General features: G+C 66.7%; 19 protein-coding genes. 15 read left to right on the top strand and 4 right to left on the bottom strand.

All coding sequences use genetic code 11. From position 1 onward, the window contains the following. Positions 1-107 precede the first annotated feature (107 nt). Positions 108-530: a VOC family protein gene (locus CPH63_RS08395; RefSeq protein WP_096302486.1), complete on the bottom strand. Its 423-nt coding sequence runs from the start codon at positions 528-530 to the stop codon at positions 108-110. A 127-nt stretch (positions 531-657) separates the two neighbouring features. Here CPH63_RS08395 and CPH63_RS08400 point away from each other — a divergent pair, with 127 nt between their 5' ends. From CPH63_RS08400 to CPH63_RS08415, 4 genes are all read left to right on the top strand, one after another. Beyond that, entirely contained in the window at positions 658-1,689 is a 1,032-nt protein-coding gene (locus tag CPH63_RS08400) for a cation diffusion facilitator family transporter (protein ID WP_096302487.1), read from the top strand. 139 nt (positions 1,690-1,828) lie between these two features. Further along, complete coding sequence (locus CPH63_RS08405; protein WP_157749384.1) at positions 1,829-4,150, top strand: Ig-like domain-containing protein; 2,322 nt, start codon at positions 1,829-1,831, stop codon at positions 4,148-4,150. A 132-nt stretch (positions 4,151-4,282) separates the two neighbouring features. Continuing rightward, the gene (locus CPH63_RS08410) at positions 4,283-5,002 is read left to right on the top strand and encodes a hypothetical protein (protein WP_172892185.1); all 720 of its coding nucleotides are present in this window, start codon (positions 4,283-4,285) and stop codon (positions 5,000-5,002) included. A 31-nt stretch (positions 5,003-5,033) separates the two neighbouring features. Beyond that, complete coding sequence (locus CPH63_RS08415) at positions 5,034-5,198, top strand: hypothetical protein (RefSeq protein WP_157749386.1); 165 nt, start codon at positions 5,034-5,036, stop codon at positions 5,196-5,198. A 37-nt stretch (positions 5,199-5,235) separates the two neighbouring features. Here CPH63_RS08415 and CPH63_RS08420 read toward each other — a convergent pair whose 3' ends face one another. Next, positions 5,236-5,745: a hypothetical protein gene (locus CPH63_RS08420; protein WP_096302491.1), complete on the bottom strand. Its 510-nt coding sequence runs from the start codon at positions 5,743-5,745 to the stop codon at positions 5,236-5,238. A 242-nt stretch (positions 5,746-5,987) separates the two neighbouring features. Between CPH63_RS08420 and CPH63_RS08425 the strand changes: the two genes are divergently transcribed. Both CPH63_RS08425 and CPH63_RS08430 read left to right on the top strand, forming a co-directional pair. Beyond that, on the top strand, positions 5,988-6,365 hold the full coding sequence (locus CPH63_RS08425; RefSeq protein ID WP_157749387.1) for a hypothetical protein: 378 nt from the start codon (positions 5,988-5,990) through the stop codon (positions 6,363-6,365). Positions 6,366-6,470: 105 nt separating this feature from the next. Then, positions 6,471-6,962 (top strand): PaaI family thioesterase, encoded by a 492-nt coding sequence (locus CPH63_RS08430; RefSeq protein WP_096302493.1) that lies wholly within the window; start codon positions 6,471-6,473, stop codon positions 6,960-6,962. 58 nt (positions 6,963-7,020) lie between these two features. Here CPH63_RS08430 and CPH63_RS08435 read toward each other — a convergent pair whose 3' ends face one another. Both CPH63_RS08435 and CPH63_RS08440 read right to left on the bottom strand, forming a co-directional pair. Then, positions 7,021-8,172, bottom strand: a complete 1,152-nt coding sequence (locus CPH63_RS08435) for a lytic transglycosylase domain-containing protein (RefSeq protein WP_172892186.1) — start codon at positions 8,170-8,172, stop codon at positions 7,021-7,023. 155 nt (positions 8,173-8,327) lie between these two features. Then, positions 8,328-9,935: a metallophosphoesterase family protein gene (locus CPH63_RS08440; RefSeq protein WP_096305026.1), complete on the bottom strand. Its 1,608-nt coding sequence runs from the start codon at positions 9,933-9,935 to the stop codon at positions 8,328-8,330. A 258-nt stretch (positions 9,936-10,193) separates the two neighbouring features. Here CPH63_RS08440 and CPH63_RS08445 point away from each other — a divergent pair, with 258 nt between their 5' ends. The 9 genes from CPH63_RS08445 to CPH63_RS23490 all read left to right on the top strand — a co-directional run bounded on the left by CPH63_RS08445 (position 10,194) and on the right by CPH63_RS23490 (position 23,073). Next, a complete protein-coding gene (locus tag CPH63_RS08445; protein WP_157749388.1) occupies positions 10,194-10,664 on the top strand; it encodes a hypothetical protein in 471 nt (156 codons plus the stop codon). Positions 10,665-10,922: 258 nt separating this feature from the next. Continuing rightward, positions 10,923-11,717, top strand: a complete 795-nt coding sequence (locus tag CPH63_RS08450; RefSeq protein WP_197704710.1) for a phosphate ABC transporter ATP-binding protein — start codon at positions 10,923-10,925, stop codon at positions 11,715-11,717. A gap of 2 nt (positions 11,718-11,719) precedes the next feature. After that, the gene (gene pstC / locus CPH63_RS08455) at positions 11,720-12,775 is read left to right on the top strand and encodes a phosphate ABC transporter permease subunit PstC (protein WP_096302496.1); all 1,056 of its coding nucleotides are present in this window, start codon (positions 11,720-11,722) and stop codon (positions 12,773-12,775) included. Further along, on the top strand, positions 12,768-13,922 hold the full coding sequence (gene pstA, locus CPH63_RS08460; protein WP_096302497.1) for a phosphate ABC transporter permease PstA: 1,155 nt from the start codon (positions 12,768-12,770) through the stop codon (positions 13,920-13,922). The genes pstC and pstA overlap by 8 nt, the downstream gene beginning before the upstream one ends. 55 nt (positions 13,923-13,977) lie before the next feature. Further along, complete coding sequence (locus CPH63_RS08465; RefSeq protein ID WP_096302498.1) at positions 13,978-15,675, top strand: substrate-binding domain-containing protein; 1,698 nt, start codon at positions 13,978-13,980, stop codon at positions 15,673-15,675. A 53-nt stretch (positions 15,676-15,728) separates the two neighbouring features. Continuing rightward, positions 15,729-18,593, top strand: coding sequence for a hypothetical protein (locus CPH63_RS08470; RefSeq protein WP_157749389.1), 2,865 nt, complete (start codon positions 15,729-15,731; stop codon positions 18,591-18,593). Continuing rightward, the gene (locus tag CPH63_RS08475) at positions 18,590-19,570 is read left to right on the top strand and encodes a sortase (protein ID WP_096302500.1); all 981 of its coding nucleotides are present in this window, start codon (positions 18,590-18,592) and stop codon (positions 19,568-19,570) included. Before CPH63_RS08470 ends, CPH63_RS08475 begins: the two co-directional genes overlap by 4 nt. A 207-nt stretch (positions 19,571-19,777) precedes the next feature. Continuing rightward, positions 19,778-20,968, top strand: coding sequence for a PstS family phosphate ABC transporter substrate-binding protein (locus CPH63_RS08480; RefSeq protein WP_096302501.1), 1,191 nt, complete (start codon positions 19,778-19,780; stop codon positions 20,966-20,968). A gap of 395 nt (positions 20,969-21,363) precedes the next feature. Then, complete coding sequence (locus CPH63_RS23490) at positions 21,364-23,073, top strand: Ig-like domain repeat protein (RefSeq protein ID WP_096302502.1); 1,710 nt, start codon at positions 21,364-21,366, stop codon at positions 23,071-23,073. Positions 23,074-23,138: the final 65 nt, after the last annotated feature.

Below are 23,138 nucleotides of genomic sequence, written 5' to 3' on the forward strand. Positions count from 1 at the left end.
TGGCCTGACAGCCCAAGCGGGTCGTGCCGCCGCCGGTCCTGCGTCTCTGCGCACCATCGCAACGAGATACAGGGCCGTGCGGCGATCGCGAAAATCTCGCCGACGGGTCAGTCGCCGAGGGAGATCGACCCGTCGGCGGCGATCGTCCAGAACGGGTTGTGCGCAACCTCCCACGGGTGACCGTCGGGATCGAGGAATAGCCCGGAGTAGCCACCCCAGAACGTCTCGGCGCCGGCCCGGCCGATTCGACCCCCGGCCGCTTCCGCTTCGATCAGCAGTGCGTCTACCTCGGCCGGTGAGCGCAGATTCTGGGCGACGGTGACGCCGCCCCAGCCGCCGTTGTCCTCGACGGCGCTGTCGGCGGCCAACTCGGCCCGCGACCAGAGTCCGAGGACCATCCCACCGGCCTGGAAGAAGACCACACCATCCTCCGGTTTGGACGTGCTTCGCCAACCGAGGGTTTCGTAGAATGCCCTCGCCCGGGCCAGGTCACTCACCCCGAGGGTCACCAGACTGATTCGTTGTTCCATGCCTTCGACCCTAACCCGCAGCTAGAATCGGCCGCGAGGGTAAATCAGCCGACGCTCGATTCGACGAGATGGGCTCACGATCAGAGGATTGCAGTCATGACCGAAGCGCGGCAGGACGCTGGTCGGGATGGCTGACGAACGTCTTCCGGCGCCTCACTGCGGGTCCGGCCCTGAATTGAGCCACCCGCACCTTGGCGATCAGCCAGCAAGTCACGCTGATCCGCATTCCCAACACACGGAGTCGGGCTCCGGTCACAGTCATCAGCACGGGGTCAGCGCTGATGCCGACATCCGCTATCTCACCATCGCGCTCGGACTGATCCTGGCCTTCACGGCCGCCGAAGTGATAACCGCCCTGATCTCTGGGTCACTCGCTCTGCTGTCGGACGCCGGGCACATGCTGACCGACGCCGCCGCCATCGCCGTCTCGCTCTGGGCCATCCGCCTCGCCGCCCGCCCGGCCCGAGGCGCATGGACCTTCGGCTGGAAGCGGGCTGAGATCCTTTCGGCGGCCGTCAACGGTGTCACCCTGCTGGTAGTCAGCGCGCTGGTCGCGGTCGAGTCCGTCCGCCGTCTCATCGACCCCCCGCACGTCGCCGGCGGCCTCGTCCTGGTCGTCGCGCTGGTCGGTATCGCGGTCAATATCGGCGCCGCCTGGTCGCTGACCAGAGCTAACCGCACTAGCCTGAACGTTCAGGGCTCGCTCAAGCACGTACTCACCGACCTTTACGGATTCATCGCCACCGCCATCGCGGCTGCGGTCATCATGGCCACCGGGTTTCAGCGCGCCGACCCGATCGCCTCGCTGGTCGTCGTTGCACTGATGCTCTACGCAGCCTGGGGCCTGCTACGTGACTCCGGGCGAATCTTGCTCGAGGTCGCCCCGGAGGGCATGGATCTGCGTGAGATTCGTGGGCATCTGATGGACACCCCGCACGTCTTGGATGTCCATGACCTGCACGTCTGGACCGTGACCTCCGATCTACCTGCCCTTTCTGCCCACGTGGTCATCGACGACGCCTGCTTTCACGACGGCCACGTCCCACGGCTGCTCGACGAGATGCAGAGCTGCCTGGTCGGTCACTTCGACGTCGAGCACTCGACGTTCCAGTTCGAAGAGGCGGCGCACGTCGACCACGAACACGCCGCGCATACCTGAGCGTCCGCATACCTGAGCCGGGCCGGTTGCGCCGTTGGTCAATTGTCCGCTTTGGGTTCATCTTCGCGTTGAATTCGGCGTCAACACTCATGCGCAGGTCATTGGCGACGATATGAGTGGACGAGATCACCGAGACGGTATGGCTAATCAGAAGACATGCGTGATGGGCATGTTCCGACACGACGGGCGCACGACTTTGTTGAAGCGACACGGCTGGGTTTCGCCGTTCAGCTACCTGCTGGCGATTCTCGCCACCGGGCTTGCGGTCGTCGCCACTTCGCTGTTCGGCATCAGCTCCGCCGCCGCGGCGGCCGGCACTTGGGGAGCGGCGCACTACCGCTACCTCGACGGCACGATCTGCAGCAGTGGCTCGGCCAGCACTCCGTTCGCGTCGTGGGACTTCGGCTCGCACACCCCCGCGTTCTTACTGACGCCGGTGATCTCCAACGGCAGCATCGACACCGCCGCCCTCCCGTTCGCCGCCACCGGTCGACAGAGCTCAGCCGCGGTGAGCTCCGGTCAGGACGGCTTCACCTCCGACAGCGACATCGCCACCTACGCCTCGCTGCTCACCCACTACGGCGCAGCCGTCCAGGACGTCGGCAAGGTGGCCGGCGCCGTCTACGCGAAGTCCGCCTCGCCCGCCACCTCATGTGTCGGTGACAGCAGCGCGCTCCTCACCTCCGCGGCGGCCCTCTCCGGCCCGTACACAACGACGCTCACCACCGAACCCTCGCCGCCGGTGATCGGCGCGACGAGCACGCTCACCGCCACCGTCACCGGTGCCACCGGCGTGCCGGTCCCGGGGGTAACGGTCGCCTTCAACGGCGGGGCGACGAAGCTCAGCACGCCGACCGCCGTCACCAACGGCTCCGGTGTCGCGTCCGTCCGCTTCACGGTGCCGACCGGCATCAACGCCCAGTCACTGGCCGTCACCGCAAGCACCTCGGTGTCGATCGGCCTCACCCGAGTCAGTGCGACGGCGACCGCCACCGCGACCAATCCCTCCGGCAGTGCCGTCGACGCGATCTACGCCGGACCTCCGGTGACGACGCAGACCTCACTCGACATCGTCGTCGATCCGACCGCACACCCGAAGATCTCGGCCGGCACGGCGAACCGAGCCGTCACCGTTGGCGGGCAGCTGACTCCGACCGCCACGGTCACCGGCATGAACGGGCATCAGGGCACCGCGACCTTCACGATCTTGGGTCCGCTTCCGCTGGTCGCCGGCTCGCTCTGCGCGTCCGAGCGGGGCTGGAGCGCGAGCACCCCGATCGCGGCCACCAGCGGAGCGCTCGTACTGGGCAACGGCTCGATCTCCGGCAATCCGTGGAAGGTCACAGCTGCGGGCTGCTATCTCGTGCGGGCCAGCGTCGCCACCACTGACGCCACCCCGCCGGCGTCGGCCGACTCCGGCTTCGACTCCGGCAGCACGACGGTCACCGCATTGGCCTCCGCCGCCACGCTCACCCTTGACCGTGCGATCGTCGGCCGCGGACCGGTGAAGGCCGCCGTCACGGTTACCGCAACAACCGGAATCGCCGGCGAGGTCGTCGCTCGTCTCATCGGCCCGGCCCCGGGAACGCCAGGATCCTGCGCCTCTGTCGACTGGGGAAGGGCGCCCCAGTCGGCCGCCTTCTCCGCGCCGACGAATGGGGACGGGACGGTGAACCTCGACACCACCGCGATCAGCGCGCCCGGGTGCTATCAGGTGCAGGGATCGGTGAAGCTGCCGATCGACGGCGTCGGAGTGGCGACCGTTCCCATCAGCCCGCCGGCCAGCGGCGGCGTCATCATCGCGGTTGCTCCAGTGGTGAGCCAACGTTCAGACCAGCTGTGGAGTACGACCCCCGGCAAGATCGGCACGCACGTGCAGGTGGGCGGCCTCTACGGGCAGGCGGCGCACGTCGCGGTGCAGATGCTTTATATGCCGGCCGATCCGCTGGGATGTGCCCACGTCGCGTGGGGCCAGGCCCCGGTCGCCTCGGTAGGGACGCCGGTCTCCGTCACCGGTGACTCCTCGGACATCGCCGTCGGCTCCGGGCTCACCGACAAGACCGGGTGCTATCTGCCGGTGGCCAAGGTGACGATGGACGCCGACGCCTCGATCACCGCGGTCGGCCCTCGGGACGGCCACTACAACGCGTTGATCGCTGCGCCGGCGGCACTGAACCAACTACTGACGACCACCTCGCGAAGTGGCGGCAGTGACGATCTCTCTGGCTTCTACCGCGCGCTCGTCGGGTTCGCGCTGCTACTCAGCTTCACCGTGCTGGCGGCTGTGTACATCGGTTGGCGGGGCCGTGCACGAGGCCGCCCCGGCCAACTGCCGAGTGCGTTCCTATCGGATCCCGATTGGCCGGACGACGATCTGCTGCGCGTCGGGCAGACGGTGCTGCCCGGGCGGCCACGCCCGGTCGGGCGCCCCGGCGTGAGCGCCGGCAGCCTGCGCCGCTGAATCAACCCGGCTAAACCGCTTCGCTCAAGAGCAAGGTAAGAACCTTGATGTTTACGTTGAGGTCAACTGTTGGACGGCGCGACGCTATCTGCCCGACGTGCCGCAGCGATAGAAATCACAACAGCGGCGCGCATGGCGTCTCGCGACGATCTCTTCCCGAGGAGGGCGATGTTCCCCGATGTTCCCGACGCCCCCCAACCGTCTGGCCCGTCGAGGCGGCGGCACGCTGTGCTGCGTCACCGGGTGCGCCCGACCCCGCGCGGAAGCGGTACCACCACCACCACCAGCCCGGACGCCGCCGTTGACGGCCCACCGGCCGGCGCGCCGAACGTGCGGCCGGTCGATCCGGACGGAGCGCGCGCTGACCGGGCGAACCGGGAGTGGCCGTCACCGCTGAGTCTGGAGACGGCGCTCACCGACGCTGACGCAGCATTGCGACAGACGCTCATCGACTGCCTGAGCGACCCGGCGGTCGACAGCGACGAGCCGAACATGCTGAGCAGCCTCACCGGTGTCCTCTACACCGCGATGAACCCGCCGGACTTCCTGGCCGTCCGCACTGGCAGTTCAGTGAGCGGGAAGCTCTGGGGTGGTTTCGTCACCGCCGGCTGGGTCGACCATGACGGTACGAATTTCAGCTGGTTCTGTGCCGGAACCCAACCGCACGCCTACGTCGGGGTCGCGGTGCGGTACGGGGCGCAGACCTGCAGTGAGCAGCAGTTCAGGGCGCGCGAGATCGCGATGACCTACCTGGTCAAGAGCATCGGGCAGGCCGGCATAGGCGGAGGCAGTCAAGCCGGCGCTCCGCCCTTTCATCTGCCGGTTCACATCAGGCGTGATCACCGATCATGAGTTGTTCACCTTGGCGTCCTACGATGGCGGCATGACCGAAGCAGAGAACCCGGTGATCGAGGCGGTGACCGCCGTGCGCCGAGCCTCACGCGCCGAGCGAGACGAGCAGATCGCCAAGGAATTGCGCAACGACGAGCGGGTCAGTGGCGCTCTCGACGCGGAGGAGACGTCCGCGCCCGATGACGCGGCCGAGTAGCACCCAACCCGATAGGTCGATCTCTCGGGCTAGCTGGTCAGCTTGAGACGGTCGGCTTCTTGGCGCAGGCCGGTGCCGGTCGGCTGCGGTTGACCGAGAAGCGGAAGAAGCCAGTGTTGGGCACGACGACGGAGATAGCGATCGCGCCACTCCCGGGCGCGGCGGCACCGTGCGGGGACGCGATGGGCGGCAGCCCGGAGAGAGTCAGCAGGTGCGATCCGGCTGCGGTATTGGCCGGCACCCGGTAGACAACCTGCACGATTCCCTGCTTGTCCGCGATGGGAGTCGGCTGGGACTGTGGTCGGCCGACGAGGCGAACCGCGACCGCGACCTGCGGGGCGAACCCGTGCACCGCGACGGTGATCGTCTCGCCCGGGCTGAGCACCGGAGTTCCCCCCAGCGACGCCCCGGAGCAGTTGAAGGCACTGAGGTTCGGCACCGGCGTGGGGGCGGCCGGTGGATGCGGCGTCGTGGCCGCGGCGGTACCGCAGGCGACCACCGCGAGCAGTGGTGCGAGCGGTAGGAGACGGGACGGAAGCCGGCGCATGTTCCTCTAATCGGCCGCGGTCCGCGTGAGTCAAGTCACGGGCCCGACCTGGTTGCTTCACGTCCCTGACGCGTTCTCGTAACGCATCGCGACGTCCGTTCAAATGCACTTAATTTTTATGGCTGAAGTCACGCACGGTGAGGCCTACCTCACGGCGAAATCGGCATTTCCGGTCGGCTGGGAGGGGGATAGTCGAAGACGAACGACAGAGCGCAATGTACGTGTGCGGGAGGCCCTTGATCATGCAACTTCTTGAACTTGACGACAGTCTGGACGAGCCCCGGCTCGGTAAGATGTCGACCGCCGGATCTACCGGCATCGACCCTCGCCCAGCACCCGCGGCGCGCGAGATCGTGCTGACCACCGCGATGATCGCCGACGTTCTGCTCGTCGCGACTGCACTCGCCGTCGTCCTGGGCAGTGCACTCCTGGGCTACCTGACGATGACCTGGCACGTCGGTGACTTCGACGCCGGTGCCCCGCTCTTCATCGTCATCGGCGACAAGCTGCTTCTACTCGGCGGAGCCCTGGTCGGCGCGGCGGTGGGCGGTCTGGTCGCCTTCCTGCTCAGTCGTGCGGTGCGGGTAGCGATGGGTCGCCAGGCACCGGGCGACCGATAGTCGGCGACGGTTTAGCGCGCATGGGAAACGGTCCGGCGATCTCGTTCGCGAGCCTGACATCCGAAGTACATCTGAATGTCGACTTGACCCAGTAAAACTAACGGTGTGGATGCGACCCGGCTCGCCCGTGACCTTCTCGAATCGATTCCGGCCAACCATCTCTTCGGGCTACGCGTGCTGCGCGCGGCCGACGGAGTCGGCGAGGTCGGGGTCAACGTCTCACCCCGCTCGCTGAACGTCATCGGCGCCCTGCACTCCAGCGGTCTGGTTGCCCTCATCGATGCGGCCGGCCTGGCCGCCGTCATCTCGGTGTCTCCGGATGACCAGCAGTTCGACAACATCGTCCCGCTGGGCTCGGTGGCCCGACTGGAGTTCCTGGCCCCGGCCTGTGGACGGCTGCTGGCGCGCTGCACCCTCTCCCACAACGACCGGGCGTCGCTGTCGGCCCTTTACCGGCGCGACGCGTCGCGGGTGCGCCTGACCACGACGGCCGAGGTGACCGACGCCAACGGGGTGACGGTCTGCCGCGGGAGCTTCACCTGGCACATCCGGCGTGTCGCCGAACCGCCGCGACGCCAGCTCTCCCAGCTCGTCTGAGCGCTTCCGTCGCGAGGTCGCGACTGAGCGGCCGCCTCGCTCCCGTCGGCCCGGGCGTTCAGCCAGCCGCCGGCGACGTGGCCGGTGCAGCGACGGCCGACTGCTCCGCCGGGGGCCCGTCCGATGAGACCGGCGACGGGTTAGGCGAGACAGCCGGCGTGGGCGTCGCTGAGGCTGATGGCGAGGGTGATGGCGAGGCTGATGGCGAGGCTGATGGCGAGGCTGATGGCGAGGCTGATGGCGAGGGCGAGAGCGAGGGCGAGAGCGAGGGCCCTGGAGACGGCGACGGCGACGCGACCGGAAGGGGTGTCGGTCGCGGGGACGCTGATGGCGTGCTGATCGCCGGCGGGGGACCGGGGTTGGCCGGGGGCAGCCGCGGCGGTGTGGTCGGTACCGGAACCGGCGACGCGATCACCGCCGGCTTGCCGGTGGCGTAGGCGGCCTCCAGCCCGAGCACTGTAGCCAGGTAGGTGGCCGAATGGTTGTAGGCCAGCACCCCGCGGGCCATGCCGGCTGGCGAGGCGACCTCTCCGGCGGCGGCGCAGAGGTAGTGTGCGGCCGAGAGGGCGGCATCGAAGATGTTCGACGGGTCGGCCACACCGTCGCCGGTCGCGTCCACCCCCCACGTCTTCCACGTCGACGGGATGAACTGCATCGGCCCCACCGCGCGGTCATAGACCGGGTCTCCATCGAGGCGGCCGTGGTCAGTGTCGCGGATGAGCGCTGTCGAGACCCCATCCAGCGCCGGCCCGAGGATCCGCGGCGCGGTCAGCCCGTCCGGGTAGATGGATGCGCCCCCGAAGCGGCCGTGGTTGGACTCCACCCGTCCGATCGCGGCCAGCAGCGGCCAGCTGAGCCCGCATGCCGGATCGCTCTTGGCCGAGCTCGCGGCGGCTCGCCGGTAGGCGTTCAGCGCGATGACCGGGATCCCGCCCTGGGCCAATGCCAAGACAGCCAAGGGGGGCGGCGCGGTCACCGCCAGCGGCGCCGGCGGTGCGGGAGTCGGGGTGAGCCGAGGCGCCGGTGTGGAGCTGGGGCGGGGGAGCGGGGCCCGCGGAACGGATTGATCCTGCCGGCCGACCTCCGGGCTCGCCGGCGACGTGGCGGAGAGGGTCGGGGTGACGGCGCCAACTTGGTGCTCATTCACCGCCGCTCCGGTCAGCGAAGCCAGCAGCAACGCCAGCAGTGCGGCCGTCGCCGGCCGCTTCACGCGCGCCGCCATCGACGAGGCCGAGCGCTGCGCCGGTCCGTCCTCACTTTGCGTGCGACTGCTGTCGCGCCGAGACAATGTCAAACCCTCCGACCTCACCGTAACCCTGGGTGGCCCACCGATCCAGAGGAGCCCGGAGCGGTTAGTGATACCCGTTAGCCGTCGCTGCGGCGCCGCTGCAGCGTGAAGCTCTCGAACTCGGCCAGTTCGCCCTGCACGCCCACCACGTCGTAGTAGGTGACGGTGATCCGGGTGTAGCCCCCGGGACGGGAGCCGGGGTCGACCGAGAAGGCGGCGAAGCCGTAGGAGTTGGCGGCGTCGCGCACGGCTGACCACGGTGCCGGCTCAGCGACGTAGATCGGTGGGCGCTTGCCGGTGGTCGGGTCGACCGGCCCGACCGCGGTGATCACCCGGCAGGCCGGCGGGTTGAAGAAGAGCTGGTTGGACGGGGCCGACGTGCCGCCGCCGCCCAGCACCATGTGGACGGTTCCCAGGCTGGTGTCAATGACGTCGGTGCGGGTCGCCGCCGGCACCGGGGTGAGCGTCGCATTGCTCTGCTGTCCGCGGATCGGGTGCGAGCGCTCGTAGTGATGCTCGTGGCCGCAGACCACCAGGTCGACTCCGTAGCGGTCGAAGAGCGGCACCCACTCCTGCCGGATCCCGAGGTCGGCGCCGTTGAACTGGTCGGCCGTGCTGATCACCACCTGGTGCATGCAGACGACGATCCAGTCGATCGCCCGGTTACGTCGGGCCGCTTTCAGCTCCTTCTCCAGCCAGGCCTTCTGGGCCCCGTTGGAGTACCCGCGGACGTAGCTGTTGCCGCCGTCCTGATACGCGACATCATCGTTGGCCAGGCTGATGATGTGCACCGAACCGACGGTGAAGGAGTACCAGAGCCCTCGGGTGACATCAGTCTGCCCAGGCTGGGTGGGTAGCGAGAAGTACGTCTGATAGGCCTGGTAGCCGATCGGGCCGTTGCCGAGCTCGTTCTCGTGGTTGCCGGCAGCCGGCATCCACGGACGGTTGCGGGCGCTGCGGGAGTTGTTCTCCCAGAAGTCATTCCAGGTTCGCACCCGGTCGTCGGCCAGATTGGCGTAACAGAGGTCGCCGTTGAAGAGGTGGAAGAGCGGCTGCACCCGCTCGATGCCGGCTGTGGTGTCGCCGGCCGCCGGCGATCCGAGGTTGTCGTTGACGTACGGCGGGTTGGCGATGGTGACCCCGGCCGGGGGAACGTACTTGCGTCCCGTGGTCGGGGTGCCCTGGTCGCCGAAGCTGGTGAAGGTGAAGGGTTGGCGCCCGCGAGGGGCGGTCTGGAACGTCCCGAAGAGCGGCTCGGCACCGTCGTGCACGGCGGCATAGCCGTAGCCGTGCAGGGGAATGAGGCCGTTGATCGCGGCGTGGTAGGCGTAGACGACCTGCCCGGACTTGGCATCGGTGTAGGTGGTCGCAGTCGCCGGAATCGAGCGGTTGTAGCGCCCATCCTGTTCGCCGAGCAGCACCCGCGGCCGCGTCACCGGCTGCAGCGCGTACCAGGAGACCGTCACCTCGGTCGCGGCGTCGGCTCCGAACTGCAGGTGCAGCCCGTTCACCCGGGGAGTGGTCACCGGGTTGGCCGCGCCGCTCTTGGATGCGGTGATCGGGGCGGCCGCGGCTTCGCTGCCGAGTAGCGGCGCGGCGAGAGTGCCCGCCCCGACAACGCCGGCGGCGGCGAGGAACGAACGGCGGGAGAATCCGGAACGGAAGAGTTCTGCGTCATCGGTCATGGCGACCACGCTGCCCAAGGCGGAGAGCGCTGACCACAACGAGTCGGTGAACATTGCACGAACGGCAATCGGCAAGCAGCGATCGGGTGATTACGCAGCGCCGATCGGCCGGGTTCGAGTGCCGGATTACGACCAATAAGCCGCCTGCTGTGTGTCCGTTGTTCACTTTGACGCAAACAGAACACCGGATAGAACACGCATTCTCAGTCTGCCCCAGATGTGACCTCGAGGTCGCGGTCATCGAGATAGGGAAGTTCTGTGGATCCTGCTGACGATCTACCCCAGCGCGCCAGCGCGCCGGCGGCTCGTGTGCATTTTCAACTCTTCGCCGACGCTGCTCCCGGCCACATCCGGTGGCGCCTGCTCAGCGGCAACCGACGCGAGATCGGCCGCTCGGTCGCCAGCTATGCCGACGCCGATGAATGCCGGGTCCACATCAACTTGATGCTGGCCCAGCTGCCCTTGATGACGACCCGCGTGGTGCGGGCCAGTTCAAGCAGTTGGAGCTGGGAGATGCTGCTCGGTACTCAGCTCACTGTCATCAGCGGCCGCCGCTTCGATCGTCAAATTCGCTGCGCCCAGGCGCTGGCCCTCTTCCGCGAACTGGCGCCGGAGGCGGTCATCCATCCTGCCGTGATGCCGGCTCTCGCCCGGCGTGGGGGCGGTGAGCGTGTCGCGCTGCTGCCGGCTCGCGCTGGTGCGGTCCGACTCGGTCGGGCACTTCGCTGAGCCAGATGTGCGCGTCCGTTAATCCCCTGTTCAGGTCCGCTCTGCCTCTTGGTAGCACGTCTGAAGTCAACTCATTTCGCGCGCAATTATGCGTGCCGATCAACCGTGAATGGGTCTGCAATGACTGGTAGCCCACCGGCCGAAGAAGGAGGCGGAATGCCCGCGAACGACGTGCTGGGCGCATCGCCGTCTGAGACGACCGACGTACTCATGCAGCAGGCGCTCGGGCAGGCGCCACTGTCGTCTCCCGGCGTCCCGATGTCGCCCCGGCACCGGGACGCGGCGAGTCTGGACGCCCGTGCCATCTCAGCCTGGTTCGGCTCGCGGAAGGTGCTGGACCGGGTCTCGCTGCACATGCCGGCCAAGACGGTGACCGCCCTCATCGGGCCGTCCGGCTGCGGAAAGTCCACGTTTCTAAGGATCCTGAACCGAATGCACGAGTCGGTGCCGTCGGCCAAGCTGGCCGGCGAGGTGCTGCTGAACGGCGAGGACATCTATGACGCCGGGCACCGCATCACCGAGACCCGCAAACGGATCGGGATGGTCTTCCAGAAGCCGAACCCCTTCCCGGCGATGTCGATCGCCGACAACGTCACCGCCGGTCTGAAGCTCACCGGAACCCGGGTCTCGCGGTCGGAGAAGGCAGAGCTCATTGAGCGCTGCCTGACCCGGGGCGGACTCTGGAACGAGGTGAAGGACCGCCTCAACACTCCCGGCGCCGCCCTCTCCGGTGGGCAGCAGCAGCGCCTGTGCATCGCCCGCTCGCTGGCCGTCGAGCCGGAGATTCTCCTTATGGACGAACCCTGTTCCGCTCTCGACCCGACCTCCACGCACCGCATCGAACAGACGATCGCCGAGCTGGCCCCGGACGTCACCATCGTGATCGTCACCCACAACATGCAGCAGGCGGCCCGGGTATCTCAGCAGTGCGCCTTCTTCCTGGCCTCGCAGGGCACCCCCGGCGTGATCGTCGAGTCCGGCGACACGTCGCAGATCTTCGGTGAGCCGAAGGACCAGCGCACCTTCGACTACGTCAACGGACGGTTCGGCTAGCCATGACGCTCACGGTCGAAGAGGAGCTGGAGGAGCCAGAAGACTCACGGGCTGGGGTCGACGCGGCTCCTCTGGCGCAGGACGACGACGTTCCACGGTCGATCGATCCTGGTTTGACGAGGTCGGATCACATCTTCCGCGGCACCGCCCGTGGCGTGGGGGCGCTCGTCCTGGTACTGACCGGGTCCATTGGCATCTTCCTCGGTTATCAGCTGATTCCGACTATTCGTCACTACGGGTTCAGCTTCTTCACCGAGACCCAGTGGCTGCCGGCGCGGGACAAGGTCGGTATCGCCGCGGTCCTGGTCGGCTCGATCCAGATCGCCTTCATCGCGCTGCTGATCGCGTTCCCGATCGCCTTAACGACCGCGGTCTTCATCAGTGAATACGCACCGCGGTGGGCGAAAGCTACCCTCGTCGCACTCATCGACCTGATGGCCGCGATCCCGAGTGTCGTCTTTGGCTTCTGGGGCGTGAAGGTGCTGCAGCCGCACGCCATCTACGTGTCCCGGTGGATCAGCCAGCATTTCAGCTGGATTCCGTTCTTCAAGGTGCACACCGATCCGAACGCCGCCACCTGGGCCTCGGGCCTGTTCGTCGGGTCGGCGTTCACCGCAGGCTTGATTGTCGGCATCATGATCATTCCGCTCGCCTGCGCGGTGATGCGCGGGGTCTTCGCACAGGCACCCATTGGCGAGCGGGAGGCCGCCATTGCACTCGGATCGACCCGCTGGGGAATGATCCGGGCCGTGGTACTCCCGTTCGGACGGGGCGGGATCATCGGCGGCACCATGCTCGCGCTCGGCCGCGCACTGGGCGAGACGGTCGCGGTGCTGCTCATCATCAACCCACAGAACGAGATCAAGCTCAGTGTCCTTACGCAGGGCACCAACACGATCTCGGCCCTGATCGCCGATCTCTTCGGCGACGCCACGAAAGTTCAACTCTCCGCTCTGCTGGCGGCGGGTTTCGTCCTCTTCGCGATGACGCTCTGCGTCAACACCGTGGCCGCCATCTTCGTCAACCGCAGCAGGAGTGGAGCGGGTACCGATGCCTAGCGAACCGGCCGTCAGCACGCCGACGCAGAACCCGTACGAAGTGCAGAACCCGTACGAAGTGCGCCCAGCGATCGCGCGCTCGGCGCCTGCGCCGGCTGCTCCGGCTGATGTCCCGCGAGTCATCGGTGGCGCATCGGTGGACGATCGAGCCTCGCTCCTCGGAGCGGCGATCGGTTCGCTGGCGGTGACCTGGCTGCTCTACGAGGAGATTTTGGCCTGGAGTGGTCTCATCGGCTTCCTCGCTTGCTGGTGGGTGGCCTTTCTACTGCTGTATCTAGTCGTTAGTTCGATCGCCAACCCTGCACCGGTAGTGGTTGATCGGCTGGCGGCGGCGGTCATGACCAGCGGTGGGGCGCTCGTGCTTGCCTCGCTGGCCAGCGTCATCTTCCATATCTTTCAGAAGGGCTGGGCCGCCCTACACCATGTGAACTTCTACACCCAGGACATGGCCGGCGTTCGACCGACGGCTCCGCTGACGCAGGGGGGCATCTCCCACGCGATTGTCGGATCGATCATCATGGTGACGATCGCGGTCGTGATCTCGCTCCCGCTCGGCATCGGAACCGCGGTCTACATGACCGAGGTCGGCGGGCGCTTGTCACGTATCGTCCGCACCGTCGTCGAGGCGATGACTGCGCTGCCAGACATCCTGGCCGGCCTGTTTGTGTACACGGTCCTGATCCTGCTGCTCGGCGGGCAGCGCAACGGTCTCGCCGCAGCCGTGGCGCTCTCCGTCACCGCGACACCGATCATCGCCCGCTCGGCCGAAGTCGTGCTGCGAGTGGTACCGGGCGGTCTGCGCGAGGCCGGGATGGCCCTCGGCGCCTCGCAGTGGCAGACCGTGCGCCGTGTCGTGCTCCCCACAGCCCGATCCGGGCTTGCCACCTCACTGATCCTCGGCGTTGCCCGCATCTCCGGTGAGACGGCACCACTGCTCATTGTCTCGGCCCCGTCTACCTACTTCAACGCGAACCCTACGGACCTTCCGATGAATTCGCTGCCGCTCTTCATCATCACCGGAATTCGCAGCGGCCAGCCGTTGGCGATCCAGCGGGCCTACGGCGCCAGTGCGCTGCTGCTCACGATCGTGCTCGTGCTCTTTGTCGTCGCGCGACTGCTGGCCCGCGGCAAGGCCGGTCGTAGCTAGTCACGCAATTCTCTGCTCGTCCCGTCCGTCGATTCGTCCTAGTCAGGAAGTTGCAATGTCCAGACCTTCGCGGTTCAACCGCCGCCCGCAGCGGGCTGACGCCCGCTTCGCCACGGCGCAGCGAGTGGGTGCCGTCCTGCTCGCCGTAGCTGCGACTCTGCTGCCGATCCACTCGGCCTCAGCGGCCAGCACCGCGCAGATTCTAGGCACCGGTTCGTCCTGGTCGGCCAATGCGATCAACCAGTGGATCGCCGACGTCCACGCGCAGGGCCTCCAGGTGGTGTACACCCCGGTGGGTTCAGCCCAGGGCCGGACCGACTACGCCGCCTACCAGAACGATTTCGCCGGCAGCGACATCGGCTACCAGGGCACCGACTCGCAGTCCGGTGCGCAGGACGTCTCCAATCGACCGTATGCCTACCTTCCGGTGGCGGCTGGCGGTACGGCGTTCCCTTACCAGATCGTGGTAGGCGGAAAGCGAATCACGAACCTCCGCCTCTCTGGCCCGACACTGGCTGGCATCTTCACCGGGCAGATCACCAACTGGAACGACCCCACGATCACCAAGGACAACAACGGTGTGAAACTCCCGTCTAAGACCATCATCCCGGTGGTGCACTCCGAAGGTGCCGGTTCCACAGCGCAGTTCACCCGCTACCTCGCCACCGAGTTTCCAGCCCTGTGGAACAGTTTCAACGGCTCCCCGGGAATGACCGAGTACTACCCGGTGAAGGGGCACATGGTTGCGGCCAGCGGCTCCGACGGCGTTATGAACTATGTGACGTCCAAAGCCGGTGACGGCACGATCAGCTACGACGAGTACTCCTACGCGCTCGGGGCGGGCTACCCGGTCGCCAAGATCGAGAACAAGGCGGGGGTCTTTACTCTGCCGACGCAGTTCAACGACGCGGTGGCCCTGACCCAGGCCCAGATCAATATGAACCCGGCGTCACCGGACTACCTGCTGCAGAACCTCGACAAGGTCTATACATACTCCGACCCGCGAACATATCCGCTCTCGTCGTACTCCTATGCGATCATCCCGACAGACCCTAACGATTCGCGGATGACGGTCAGCAAGCGTCAGACGCTGGTGGACTTTCTCTCTTACTCCATCTGTACCGGGCAATCCGAACTCGGGCCGATCGGCTACTCGTCCCTTCCGCTGAACCTTGTCCAGGCCGGCTTTACCCAGATCGCCAAGTTGCAGACGTCGGACAAAAAGGTGACGCTGAGCGCCAAGCCAATCGCAACTTGCCACAACCCGACCTTTGATCCGGCCAAGCCCACCAGCAACAAGCTGGCGCTGATCGCGCCGATGCCTCCGGCGTGTGATCACGCCGGCCGCGGTCCCTGCGGCGATGACACCAGCACGGGCGCGGCGAACAACTCGCCCACGGCGACCACGGGCAAGACCGCCAGCACCTCGAACTCCGGCAAGGTCGCCGAGGCAGGCTCCCTCACGAACACAGCGGGCGCGGCGACCGGCGGAGGTGCCGGTGCCGGTGCCGCGAAGGCGACGAAGGCAGCGGCAATCGATCCGGAGACAGGACAGCCGGTCTCTGATTCGAGTGGCGACGGGTCAGGCGCCGATTCGACCGTGGCCCCGACCGGTGCGGAGCTTGCGGCATATAAGAGCCCGAGCAGCAACACTCCATACGCCTATCTGGCCGGCGTGATGCTCCTGCTGGTTCTCGTGGTGCCCCCGCTGGTAATGCGGCGACTGCGGCGTCCGAACGGCGACACGCGATGACCCGTCGCCGCAGACCACGCCCGGCAGTGGGTGCCGCTTCTTCGCGGTTGGGAGTGCTCGCCATCGTTGCCGCCTTCGTTGCCACCACTGGTCTCGTCGGAGCATCTGGATCGCTGTCCACGGCGGCCGCGGCTACCCCGACGGGGTTCACGACACCTGCGCCGATCGAGATGACCCGAACCCATCTCGTCGACGGGAAGGAAGATCCAGTAGACACCCGCAACGTCACGCTGAAGGTCGACGTGACGAAGGATCTCTACGACCAGCAGCGCATCGCGGTCAGCTGGGCGGGTGCCCACCCGAGCGGGCATGTGAGCTTGAACCCAAATGCTTCGCAGGCCTACACGGCGGAGTACCCGATGGTGCTGCTGCAGTGCCGTGACGTGCCGGGCAGCAATGGTGTGATCAACACGGCGAACCCGGAGGTCGATCCCACGACGTGTTGGTCACCCTCAACCGGCAGCCGAACTCAGCTGAACGTGGCAACCTTCGACGACACGGTGAAGCCGCCAGCTTTCGTGGACACGCTGCCGGCCTGGCGGCTCGATCGCTACGCCGACCCCGCTGATCGGGTTCAGTACGCACACGAACCCGCATCCACATCTCCGCTGTGCCCCGACTCGGCGGATAACCCCGCGGAGTACCGGCTTCCCTTTGTCGCCGCTGACGGCACCAAGTACTACGGCTCAGGCATCGGCGCGACGAACACGGCCTGTGGGCCGCAGCCGCCGGAGGCTGCGGCGCAGGCCGATGGGTCGGTCTCCAACCTTCCCGACAACTCCACCTTCGCCACCACCAATGCCGACGGGACGGGGTCTGCCCTCTTCAGCGTGCGGAACTCGCACAGCAATGCGTCCCTGGGTTGCTCGGTGACCGTGGCCTGCTCGATGGTCGCGATTCCGATCATGGGTATCAGCTGCGATGGTGGCGCAGGGTTGCCGGCGGCTGATTTGCCGAAGCCGACCGACGACGATCCCTGGTACGGCGACGTTGATCCGACCCGCCTGCAGGATGCCGAGCGAATCTGCGAGAACACGGGCATCTACGCGCCGGGTAGCCAGTTCGGTAACTCGTCGGTGGCCAGCTATGCCGTCGAAGGGGCGCTGTGGTGGAGTGCCTCCAACTGGCGCAATCGCATCGTGGTGCCGCTGACCTTCGCACCCGCTGCCGACGTCTGCCAGAACACCAAACAGAGTCTGGCGGTCTACGGCTCCGAACTGCTCGCCGCCGCCACGGCGTCCTGGTCGGCGCACTTCTGCGCGGACAGCGCAACCCGTCCCTTCACACACGTTCAGCAGCCGGAGCCGCAGGCCCGCCGAACGCTGGCGGCGAACGATCCTAAGCAGGTCGGCAGTGTGGAGGCGGCATTTACCAGCTACGCGCCCGATACGCCCTACTCCAGAGCGACCGTGCAAGCTCCGGTGGCGGCGACCGGGTTCGCGATCAGTTACACCATCGACGACAGTTCGAAGAGTCCATATACATCGCTTCGTCTTACGCCGCGACTGCTCGCCAAGTTGATGACTGAGTCCTATCCGTCACTCGTCGAGGCCACCGACACCAGCAGCAACGGATGGTCCTACCAGTTCCCCGGAACGAAGCAGGTCTCCACCGCCCTGCGGCGCAATCCACTGAACATCACCAAGGATCCGGAGTTCATCGCACTCAACCCAGGCATCCCGGACTCTGTGGATTCGGCCGCCGCGTCGACGCTCATCTCGCTCGGCACCAATTCGGATGTAGTTCGTGCACTCACCGCCTACATCAATGCCGATCCCGAGGCCCGCGCTTGGCTGGATGGCCGCCCCGACCCGTGGGGCATGGTGGTCAACCCAGCGTATGAAGGAATCTCGCTGCCGGTTGACGCCTGGCCACTGGACGACACCTGGACGCCCTCGGTTCGCGCCGGCGGTGCCTGCCGAGCGCTCGATCCGCAGCCGGCCTACCTTCCGCTGGTCAGCTCACCGCTGCAGCATCTCACTGATGTCGCGCAAGCGCTGGTTTACTCGTGGCCATCGAGCCAGGTCGGCTGTGGTGAGGTCGACGGCACCTCCGGCCAGCAGGTGTTCCGCTACACCCGCGAGCCGATCCAAATTCCCGGCCGCCGTTTCCTCATCGGGCTGACGTCGCTGTCGGAGGCCGAGCACGATCAACTGCATCTGGCCGCCCTGCAGTCGCAGTCCACCCAGAACCCCGAGGCCATCTTCTCGAACTCGACCGGACGGACCTTCGTTGAGCCGTCCTCGACCTCGCTGGCGGCTGCGGCGCACCTGCTCACCTATGACTCCGCAACCATGACCTGGCCGACGAACTACAGTGCGATGCGCACCAGCAAGGCCGGCGCGACTGCATACCCGGGCTTCATGCTCGTGTACGCGGACATCCCCACCACCGATCTTCCGTCCGGCGACGGGGCGGCCTATGCGACCTTGCTGGACTATCTGGTCGGCGCCGGCCAGATAGTGGGGGTGAGCTTCGGTGACCTGCCAGCCGGGTTCCTGCCCATGACGGCAGCGAATGGCCTTGGTGCCGAGGCCGTGTACACCCTCCGTGCGGCAGCAGCCGTGCGACAGCAGACGGGTCAGGTTCCGCCGCTCGTGCAGGGAGCCGCCGCGCAGCAGCCGCGGTCGGTTGCGCAGGAGATCACGCCACCGCCGTCGCTTCCGCAGACCGTGGTCGCCGCACAGGCACCGGTCGGAAACACCGTGGTTGGCCCGAGCGTACCGAGCAGTTCGCCGTCAACGCCGGCTCCGCAGCTTTCGGTCAAGCCGGCCGCGCTTGAATCCAAGGGGAAGACGTCGAGCAGCGCGACCGCCATGGTGATGGTGCTGCTGATCGTCCTGCTCGGTCTGCTGCTACTCGGCCCGCTCGGTGTACCGCTGATGATCGGGATCCAGCGGTCGAGGTCGGGCCGATGACGACGCTTGCACCACCACCGGGTCCGCCGCCGCCGCCGGGTCAGCTACCTCCGCCACCGCCGAATCCGCCACCGCCGAATCTGCCACCCCCTGGGGCGGCCCCGACGCAGCCGGCGAAGGCCGGACGTCGGCCGAGAACGTCCGCTGCGCCGCTGCCAGGTGGCATCCTGGTCGCGGCCTGGATCATGTTCGCCATAAGCGCGCTGGCGCTGTGGTTGATTGCGTTCACCTTCGGGCTGAGCAGCCTTCAGGCATCCAGGAGCAACGCGGTGTTGTACTCCGAGTTGCGAGAGAACCTCTCCGGCTCTACCACGCCCATCGGCGGGCTGATCGCGCCTGGCACTCCGATCGCACTCTTGAAGGCGCCGGCCGCGGGGCTTTCGGGCATCGTGGTGGTTGAGGGGACATCCTCGGGGCAGCTGACCTCCGGCCCGGGGCATCGGCGGGATACCCCGTTGCCAGGACAGGCGGGGACCTCACTGATCTATGGTCGTTCGCTCACCTACGGGGCGCCGTTCGCCCATATCGATCACCTCCACCATGGTGACCAGATCACCGTCACCACCGACCAGGGCACCTTCACCTACGTGGTGGAGGGTGTCCGGCACCCTGGTGACCCGCTGCCGACACTTCTTGCCACTGGCGCGGGCCGACTCACCCTTGAGACGTCGAGCGGCGTCTTCGGGTCGGCCAATACCGTCTACGTGGACGCGACCTTGAAGGGCGCGCCGGCCGGGACGCCGTCAGGACGGATGACCGTGGTTCCGCCCGCCGAGAAGGCCATGGGCACTGATAGCTCCGGCCTAGTGAACATGATCTTCTGGATGCAAGCACTGCTCGTCGTCTCCGTGGCAATGGTGTGGGCGTGGGTGCGCTGGGGTCACTGGCAGGCCTGGGTGCTCGGCGTCCCGGCGATCATCTGCCTACTCTGGCTGGTCACTGCGGACGCATCGCTGATGCTCCCTAATCTCATCTGACCGGCTACCTCATGAACCGGCGTTCTGTCGCGGACAGAACCGCCCGCTATTCGAGTTAAATCGGTATTCAGTAAGTCATCCTTAGTCATGACATGAGATAGCCGCAATTGGTTCATCCGTGGTTCACATAGTTCCGCCTTTACGTACGCTTCGCATCGAGAGTCTGACGCTGTTCCACTTCACCTACTCACGTAGAAAAGGACTCTGATGCAGAAAGCAACTCTCGCCAAGGCGGGTGTGGGGGGCGCCGTGGCGCTGGCACTCGGCCTGGGGGCATTCAGCCCGGCGGCCTACGCTGACGTTCAGCCTCGCAGCACGGACGCCGTGGCTATTGGCTCGGACACCGTTCAGTTCATCGGCGACTTCGGCGCCGACGGTGACACCGGAGGCGACCTCGGCTACAACGCGGTCAACACCAGCCACCGTCTCTTCTCCTTCGACGCCACCTCGGACGCCAGCGGCCGTACCGGCTACGTGAACGGCACCTCGACCGCGCTCGCCAGCTCGGTCGTGCTTCGCGCGGGCACCAAGCCGATCGTGCGTCCCAACGGATCTGGCGCCGGAATCACGGCGCTGCTGGCCGACACGACGCACCAGATCGACTTCGTCCGTTCGTCGCGTCTGCCCAAGCAGTCTGAGCAGACTAGCGCGGCCGCCGTTGCCTTCGGCGGCATCCACGTCTTCCAGATCGCGACCGATGGCCTCGCTATCGCCGCCGCCACCACGACCAACTCGCCGGCCGGGCTCTCTGCCGCTGAGCTGGCCAACATCTACAACGGCACCTACAAGAAGTGGAGCGAGGTTCCGGGCTACTCCGGTTCGCACGGCTCCGACGGCATCGTGCCGGTCATCCCGCAGACCGGTTCCGGTACCCGTAACGACTTCATCGCCGACATCAAGACGCAGACCGGAATCGACCTGACCAACACCCTGGCCAGCAACGTGAAGGTGGCCGAGGAGCACGACCCGACGGGAATCACGGGCGTTGCAACCGGCACGGACGTCAACGGCAACCCGGTCTCGGCCGCTGACGCGATCTCGCCGTTCTCGGTTGGTCGCTTCAACCTGATCAACTCCGCCTACTTCGGCACCACGCCGGCGCCGAACACGATCCAGCTCGAGACCGGCACCGCGCCGGACGCGTCAGCTGCCTACTTCCTGCAGCGTCACCTCTACCTGCTCGCCCGCCAGAGCGACGTCACCTCCACGACGCCGTTCCAGACCGGCGGTTCGGCCAACCTGGTGAACACGCTGTTCGGCAAGGCCAGCAGCTGGTTCGGCAAGGCGGCCAACGCTCCGCTGTTCAACGCAGCGGGCGGCAACCCTGCGGCCACCAACCCGAACCTGGTCGGTGTGTCGCAGGCGTGGCAGGATCTCTCCTTCGCATTCTCGGGCTGATCCAGCTCCCCGGTGATCTGGCCTACTTGGCCTGATCCAGCATCTCCGATGTAGTCGATTGCCGGTGCCCGAGGGCTCATAGAGCCTGACGGCACCGGCGGCCGATCGAACAACAGCTGGGCACCAGCTCCAAATACCGCAACTTCTGCACGGCAATTGTGTCTCTCATTCGACGGCGATTGCCGGCCTCATGCTGCGCAAATAACACACAGGCAGTGAACCCGTTGAACATCCACGGTGACCGCGCAGAGCGAAATCTCACCGGATGGTTGAACTGCCAATATACCGGCGATCGTCGCCTGACGCGCGCTCGGCTTGTAAAAACCGCCACTTGTGGCGTTGCTGGGAATGCATTTCAACAACCAATGTCTTATTCAGACGAAAATGGAGACACTGTGAAGATCAAGATGAAGACTGCGATCGGTGGGGTTGGAACCTTCGCCGTCGCCGCAGGCATGCTGGTCGTCGGGGCGGCGAACGCGAGCGCAGCTGCGCCGTCGTTCCAGCCGGACCCGAACGCGGCCGGCACCGTCAGCTTCTACAACGCTGCGGGTGTGCAGATCACCTCCGGCACGCTGAGCGCCAGCCCGTTCGCTGCGTACTACGTCGCTTCGACGCCGGCGCTGTCCAACTCGGGTCCGAAGGACGCGGCCGTGTTCTACACGCCCGTGCTGGGTCAGGCTCCGGCCGTGTGGCAGACCGGTGACATCGAGACGACCAGCCAGACGCCCGGAGCGCACCCGAGCTACCCGGGGGCCCTGGCCACCATAACCAACCCGGTGGTCAAGGATGACAGCGGTTTCGCTGACATGCCCGACCACATCTCGAACTTCACCAGCACCGACTCCGCAGACCCGAACGTCTACGAAGTTCGTATCTTCGACGGTGTGAACTACTGGAGCTCCGACGTCAAGGTCGACACCGCGGCTGACACCTGGACCCAGGTGTACCCGACGGTCAAGACTGCGACGACGCTCTCGACCATCACCGCCAACCCGGCCAGCCCGGCCGACAGCGGCTCGACCGTCACGCTCAGCTCCACGCTGACCGCTGGCGACGCCACCCACCCGGCCGGCACGGTCTCGCTGCTGGACGGCGCAACGACCGTTCCGGGCGCGACGTTCAACGCCGCCACCGGTGCTGTCTCCGCCACCGTCAACCCGGCCGATGGAGCGCACAGCTACTCCTTCGTCTTCACCCCGACCGACACCGCTACCTACAACGGCACCACGTCGGCCACGCTGGCCTACGCGGTCAACGCTCCGGCTCCGGCCGCCGCGACGACCACCGCCGTCAGTGGCCCGACCACCGGCACCGTCGGTAGCCCGGTCACCGAGCACGCCAACGTGACGTCCGGTTCGCCGGCCGCCGAGCTGGCTGCGGGCAAGGGCTCGGTTCAGTTCAAGGTTGATGGCGCGAACGCCGGTGCTCCGGTTGCTCTCACCGCGACTGGTGCCGACTTCGCGTACACCCCGGCCGACACCTCGGCGCACGTCATCACCGCGGCGTTCGTCCCGGCTGACGTCACCAAGTACCTCGCGTCGTCCGACGCCGCTGGTGTCACGGTCACCGCGACCGCGGCTCTCTACGCTCCGGACCCGCAGACGATCGACGTCAACGTTCCGCAGGGAACGCTCGTCATCAGCACGCCGTACACCCCGGCCAACCCGTTCCACCTCGGCAACATGACCCTGTCGGCCGATGGCACCTCGTTGACCAGCACCCCGGCCAACTTCGGTGACCCGGCCGTTGCCGCCTCGGCCACCCCGGGCGTCAACAACGGTGTCACCATCACCGACACCCGCACCGGAAGCACCGGCTGGACCGCTTCCGCCTCGGTCAGCGACTTCACCAACGGAGCCAACACCATCAACGGTGACGGCCTCAGCTTCACGAACGTCGCCCCGAAGTACATCGTCGGCAACCACATCCAGTCGGGTGTTACGCCGCACGACATCACCGCGTTCAAGACGGCCGCCAAGGCATTCGCCGTCTCCAACGTGGGCCCGGGCACCGTCGATGTCACCGGAAAGCTCGCGCTGACCGCTCCGACCTCGACCCTGGCCGGTCTGTACGTCGCCACGATGACCTTCACCATCGTCTAACGAACGGTTGGTCATCGACTGACTCTGGTCAGTGATATCGAACAGGGCGGGCAGAAAGTTTGCCC

Source organism: Jatrophihabitans sp. GAS493, from assembly GCF_900230215.1.
Lineage (GTDB): Bacteria > Actinomycetota > Actinomycetes > Mycobacteriales > Jatrophihabitantaceae > MT45.